The 6,077-nt window shown below is 70.8% G+C and carries 5 protein-coding genes and 1 pseudogene; 3 read left to right on the plus strand and 3 right to left on the minus strand.

The genetic code is table 11. The features are described 5' to 3' along the window. Window positions 1-521 (plus strand): sterol carrier protein domain-containing protein (locus IE249_RS37440; RefSeq protein WP_229858609.1); only part of this gene is annotated, 521 nt, incomplete at its 5' end. A gap of 37 nt (window positions 522-558) precedes the next feature. Here IE249_RS37440 and IE249_RS16135 read toward each other — a convergent pair. Together IE249_RS16135 and IE249_RS16140 are read right to left on the minus strand one after the other, a co-directional pair. Next, on the minus strand, window positions 559-1,368 hold the full coding sequence (locus IE249_RS16135; RefSeq protein ID WP_189705525.1) for an Fpg/Nei family DNA glycosylase: 810 nt from the start codon (window positions 1,366-1,368) through the stop codon (window positions 559-561). A 390-nt stretch (window positions 1,369-1,758) separates the two neighbouring features. After that, a complete protein-coding gene (locus IE249_RS16140) occupies window positions 1,759-2,244 on the minus strand; it encodes a ribose-5-phosphate isomerase (RefSeq protein ID WP_189705526.1) in 486 nt (161 codons plus the stop codon). A 227-nt stretch (window positions 2,245-2,471) separates the two neighbouring features. On the opposite strand from IE249_RS16140, the gene IE249_RS16145 reads away from it, so the two are divergent. Continuing rightward, on the plus strand, window positions 2,472-3,953 hold the full coding sequence (locus IE249_RS16145) for an amino acid permease (protein WP_189705527.1): 1,482 nt from the start codon (window positions 2,472-2,474) through the stop codon (window positions 3,951-3,953). 73 nt (window positions 3,954-4,026) lie between these two features. On the opposite strand, the gene IE249_RS16150 is transcribed toward IE249_RS16145, so the two are convergent. Continuing rightward, window positions 4,027-5,664: a serine/threonine-protein kinase gene (locus IE249_RS16150; RefSeq protein WP_189705528.1), complete on the minus strand. Its 1,638-nt coding sequence runs from the start codon at window positions 5,662-5,664 to the stop codon at window positions 4,027-4,029. 161 nt (window positions 5,665-5,825) lie between these two features. On the opposite strand from IE249_RS16150, the pseudogene IE249_RS37445 reads away from it, so the two are divergent. Then, window positions 5,826-6,077, plus strand: a pseudogene (locus IE249_RS37445) (hypothetical protein); the annotation flags it as partial.

A 6,077-nucleotide genomic window follows, 5' to 3' on the forward strand; every position in this document is an offset into this window, starting at 1 on the left:
AGGGCACGGTCGTCCTCAGCGACCTCGACGCGCTGGACCCGGCGAGCGGGGCCGCGCTGTGGCGTTTCCTGTTCGGCATCGACCTGACGTCGACGCTGAACGTGCGGATGCGGCCGGTCGACGACGCGTGGCAGTACCTGGTGTCCGACATCCGGCGTTGCCGGCCGCGGCTGCGGGACGCGCTGTACGTACGGCTCGTGGACGTGGGCGCGGCGCTGTCGGCGCGGACGTACCAGGCGCCGGTGGACGTCGTGTTCGAGGTCGAGGACGCCTTCTGCCCCTGGAACTCGGGGCGGTGGCGGCTGAGCGGGGACGCCAAGGGCGCGTCCTGCGAGCGGACCCCGGACCCCGCGGACCTCGCGCTTTCGGTACGGGAACTGGGGGCGGCCTATCTCGGTGGCGTGCCGCTGACCGGGCTCGCGGCCGCCGGGCGGGTGCGGGAACTTCGGCGCGGGGCGCTGGCGGAGGCCTCGGTGGGGTTCGGGGCGGCGGTGGCGCCCTGGCTTCCGCACGGGTTCTAGCAGGCGGTGCCTCTGCCCTGAGTGCGGTGGTTCCGCCTCAGCGCCGCTGGCAGGTGGGGCACCAGAAGAGGTTGCGGGCGGCGAGGTCCGCGGTGCGGATCTCGCCGGCGCAGATGTGGCACGGCATGGCCGCGCGGCGGTAGACGTAGACCTCGCCGCCGTGGTCGTCGACGCGGGGCGGGCGGCCCATCGCCTCGGGGGTGTGCTCGGGGCGGACGGTGTCGATGCGGTTGTCGCGGACGCCCTCGTGCATGAGCTCGACCAGGTCGGTCCAGATCGCGTCCCACTCGGACGGGGTGATGTCGCGGCCGGGGCGGTACGGGTCGATGCGGTGCCGGAAGAGGACTTCGGCGCGGTAGACGTTGCCCACGCCGGCGATGACCTTCTGGTCCATGAGGAGCGCGGCGATCGTCGTACGGCTGCGGCGCACGCGTGCGTAGGCGGTGGCCGGGTCGGCGTCCGTGCGGAGGGGGTCGGGGCCGAGGCGGTCGTGTATCGCCTGCTTCTCGGTGGGGGTGATCAGGGCGCAGGTGGTGGGGCCGCGGAGGTCGGCGTACGACGTCTCGTTGGTGAGGCGGAGGCGGACGGTGTCCGTGGGCGGGGGCGCGGGGGTGTCGCCGAGGGCGACCTTGCCGAAGAGGCCCAGGTGGATGTGGACCCAGTCGGTGTCGCGGAAGAGGAGGAAGAGGTGTTTGCCGTGGGCCTCGGTGCGGGTGAGCTCCGCGTCGGTGAGGAGGTCGGCGGCGTCGGAGAACTTGCCCTGGGGGCTGGTTGCCTGCGGGGCTGTGCCCTGGAAGCGGTGGGCGTAGTCCAGGGCTAGGCGGTGGATGGTGTGGCCCTCTGGCACGGGTTTCCTCTCTCCGGGGAGTGCGCTCCCGTTTCTGGGGGATTTTCCCACCCGGCCCGCCCGACTCGGTAGGGCACAAGGTCCCGCCCGGGGCTCCGCCCCAGACCCCGACTCCCACCCACCCACCCGACTCGGTGGGGTGCGCGGTGCCGTCCCGGGGCTCCGCCCCAGACCCCCGGCGGGGCTTCGCCCCTGCACCCCCTGGGCGGGCACCTCGGTCAGCTGCAACACCCCGCCCCCGGGGCTCCGCCCCCGGACCCCCGGCGGACGCCTCGGTCAGCTGCATCGCAGCCTGCGCCCCCAGGCGGGCACCCGATGAGCTGCATCGTGCCGTCCCGGGGGCTTCGCGCCCTGCGCGCCCCGGGTGGGTGCCCCAGGGTCGGTTTCCTGCTACTGCTGCGGGTGGTGGGGCGGGATCGGGGGGAGGTCGCCTGTGGTTTCGTAGGCCGTCAGCATGTCGATGCGGCGGATGTGGCGTTCGTCGCCCGAGAACGGGGTGGCCAGGAAGGTCTCGACGAACTTCGTCGCCTCCTCGGTGGTGTGCATCCGCGCACCGACCGCGACCACGTTCGCGTTGTTGTGCTGGCGGCCCAGGGACGCCGTCTCCTCGCTCCAGGCGAGGGCCGCGCGTACGCCCTCGACCTTGTTAGCCGCGATCTGCTCGCCGTTGCCGGAACCGCCGATCACGATGCCGAGGGAGCCCTCGTCGGCGGCCGTGCGCTCGGCGGCGCGCAGGCAGAAGGGCGGGTAGTCGTCCTGGGCGTCGTAGATGTGCGGCCCGCAGTCGACGGGCTCGTGCCCCGCCGCCTTCAGCCACTCGACGAGGTGGTTCTTCAGTTCAAAGCCCGCATGGTCCGAGCCGAGATACACGCGCATGGTCCGAGTGTGACACGGCAGGGAGGACCCGGACGCCTCGGGTCACGCTCAGCGACCCCTCTATCACAATCCCTCGGCGAGTGTGAGCAAAACTACAAACCTCAAGAGAACCTCAAGTAACGATTAGGTTTCGTAGGTTCACGAATCCCTTTGCCTCCGATTCACTGGACCGGCTCGTACACCGCTCGTACGAGTAACCGCTCACCCGGCGCAAAGGAAATCCGTCCATGACCTCGCAGCCGAACCCGCCGAAGGCTGGAAGCGGCCCCGCCACTCCCCCCGCCCACGACTCCGGCCTCCAGGCCGGACTCAAGAACCGGCACCTGACGATGATCGCCATCGGCGGTGTCATCGGCGCGGGCCTCTTCGTGGGCTCCAGCTCCGGCATCGCCACCGCCGGACCCGGCATCCTGCTCTCCTACGCCCTCGTCGGCACGCTCGTCGTCCTCGTGATGCGCATGCTCGGCGAGATGTCCGCCGCCAACCCCACCTCCGGCTCCTTCTCCGCGCACGCCGACCGCGCGCTCGGCAGCTGGGCCGGCTTCTCCATCGGCTGGCTCTACTGGTTCTTCTGGGTCGTCGTGCTGGCCGTGGAGTCCACCGCCGGCGCCAAGATCCTCTCCGAGTGGGTGCCCGCCGTACCTCAGTGGGGCTGGGCCCTCATCGTCATGCTGGTGCTGACCGCCACCAACCTGGCCTCCGTCGGCTCCTACGGCGAGTTCGAGTTCTGGTTCGCCGGGATCAAGGTCGTCGCGATCGCCGCGTTCATCGTCATCGGTCTGCTGGCCGTCTTCGGCGTGCTGCCCGGCGTCCACGCCGACCAGGCGTCCTTCGGCAACCTCACCGACCACGGCGGCTTCCTGCCGCACGGCCCCGGCTCCATCCTCACCGGTGTGCTGCTCGTCGTCTTCTCCTTCATGGGCAGCGAGATCGCCACCCTCGCCGCGGGCGAGTCCGAGGACCCGCAGCGCGCGGTCACCAAGGCGACCAACAGCATCATCTGGCGCATCGCCGTCTTCTACCTCGGTTCGATCCTCGTCGTCGTCTCCCTGATCCCCTGGGACGACAAGTCGATCACCGACAAGGGCTCCTACGTCGCGGCCCTGGACTCCCTCGGCATCGCGCACGCCGGTCAGATCATGAACTTCATCGTGCTGACCTCGGTGCTGTCCTGCCTCAACTCCGGCCTCTACACCGCCTCCCGCATGGCCTTCTCGCTGGGCGCCCGCGGTGACGCCCCGAAGGGCTTCGCACGGACCACCCAGCGCGGAGTGCCGCGTACCGCCATCCTCGTGTCGGTCGCCTTCGGCTTCCTCGCGGTGTTCTTCAACTACAAGTTCCCGAACTCCGTCTTCCTCTTCCTCGTCAACTCCTCCGGTGCGGTCGCCCTGTTCGTCTGGCTGGTGATCTGCTTCTCGCAGCTGCGCATGCGCAGGATCATCCAGCGTGAGGCGCCGGAGAAGCTGGTCGTGAAGATGTGGCTGTACCCGTACCTGACCTGGGCGACGGCCGCGCTGATCGTCTTCGTCCTCGGCTACATGCTCACCGACACCGAGCACGACGGCCGCGAGACCGTACTGCTGTCACTGCTGGTCGCGGCGGTGGTGCTCGTCCTCGCCGTGGTCAAGCAGAAGGTCCGGGGCGGCGGCCGGGCCCCGGCCGCGACGGCGCCGGACGACGACGTCGAGAAGGTCCCGGCGGCCGGCTGACGCCGGCGGCGGTGATCCGCAAGGAGGGAGCCGTCCTCGGGGGCGGCTCCCTCCCTTCTTCTTGTCCTCTTCCTCAAAGGACCGTGAAGCTGTCCTTGACCCTCTCGTACGTCGCCAGGGCCCGCGGTTCCCCGTCCGGCCGGTACCAGGTGTTGACCTGGTACGACTTGCCGTCCGCGTCGAAGCCCAGCAGCCTCGCGTGCCACTCGGCGCCCCCGAGCGTGAAGGTGTACTCCCACACCACCGCCGGGCGGCCGTGGAACGTCGTACGTTCCAGGCGGATCTTGCGGTAGTCCTGTCCCTGGTGGGCGTTCTGCTCCGAGGTGCGCCACGTCTCCATGAGGTCCCCGCGGGCCAGCGAGGACTTGGCGGCCAGCTCCTGCCCGCCGTCCGGCGAGGTGTAGTGCACCTCCGCGCCCGTCTTCACGTCCCTGCGCCATCCTTTCGGTGTCGCCCACGCGAACCCTCCCGCCTCCCGGTGCGCGCCCGGCGGAACGCTCGGCGGCCTCGATGTGCCCTCGACGGTGGGCGAGGAGGAGGGGGACGCGGAGGGCGACACGGAGGCGGAGGAGCCCGCGGTTCCTGTCGACGAGTCGTGCCGCTCGGCCGTGCCGTCCGGCAGCAGGGCCAGTACGGCGCCCAGCACCGCCCCGGCGACCAGCACGCCCGCGGCAACGCGGAGCCACGGCCGGTGTCCCCGGCCGGCCGGCCGGGCGGGGGCCCGCTCCGGTGCCGGTGCGGATTCCGGTGCCGGTGACGGTGCCGGTCCCTGCCCCGGTTCAGGTCCCGGTCCCGGTCCCACCATGGGCGTGGACGCCGGGCCGGTGCCCCCGGGGCCGTGGGAAACCCGCGTAGGACCCGGCACCGCGAGTGTCGGTGTCGGGGGCGGGTACGCCACCGGGCGCAGGGCGGACTCCAGGGCGTCCAGGGCCGGGCGGGCCTCCGGGTCCTTGACCAGCAGGGCCGCCAGGGTCTCGCTCAACGGGCCGGCGGCGGGCGGCAGTCGGGGCTCCTCGTAGAGCACCGCGTGCAGGGTCGCCAGCGTGGTGTCGCGGGAGAACGGGGAGCGCCCGACGAGGGCCGCGCACAGGGTGGCGCCGAGGGACCACACGTCGGACGGCGGACCCTGCGGGCGGCCGGAGACGCGTTCGGGAGCCATGTAGTCGGGGGAGCCGACGAGCATGCCGACCATGGTGAGCGCCTTGGCGTCCTGGATCGCGGCGATGCCGAAGTCGGTGAGAACGACGCGCCGTCCGCCGCCGCTCTCGACGAGGACGTTGCCGGGCTTGATGTCCCGGTGGAGCACGCCCACGGCGTGGACCTGGCGCAGCGCCGACACCAGGCCGAGGCCGATACGGGCGGTCTCCCCGGGGCTCAGGGGGCCGTCGTCCGCCAGCAGGCGTTCCAGTGACCGGGCGGGCACCAACTCCATGACGATCCAGAGGCGTTCGCCCTCGTCGACCACGTCGTAGACGCGCACCACCCCCGGATGGTCGATCCGCGCGGTGGCCCTGGCCTCGCGCAGGGTGCGTTCACGGCGGGTGCGGCTGTCCTCCTGGTCGACCCCGTCGATGCGCATCTCCTTCACCGCTACCCGCCGGTGGAGGATTTCGTCGACGGCTCGCCACACCCGCCCCATTCCCCCCTGGCCGATACTCTCGGCCAACCGGTACCGTCCCGCCACGAGCAGCCCCGGAACACCGCCGCTCATCGAATTCCCCGGCAATTCGCTGCACCCCCTCAACGACTGCCTCCGGGCCATGCGCATTGCCACACGATGGTCACACTTGAGGCCGTCCCAGCATAGTGCGGAGAAATCTTGTGGTACCTCTTCAAGTACTGCGAATTCAGGCGCAGCCAAGGGGGACGAACATGAGTTCTCGTCGTGTGTCCGCACTGACGGCCGTCACGGGATCACTGGTCACCGCATCTTTTTCGGCGGTGCTGATCCTTTCCGGCACCGCCGTCGCGAACGATCAGCAACCGATGAGCGGCCAGGGGGGAAAGGCCGTCGACAAGGCGCCCGCGGGTGTGAAGGTGACCACGCTGCTGCCGAAGAAGATCTCGGTCGACAACGGTTCGAAGAATACGGTGATCAATGCCACCGTGCGCAACGAAGGGACG

It is taken from the genome of Streptomyces anandii JCM 4720 (assembly GCF_014650655.1).
Taxonomy (GTDB): Bacteria; Actinomycetota; Actinomycetes; order Streptomycetales; family Streptomycetaceae; genus Streptomyces; species Streptomyces anandii.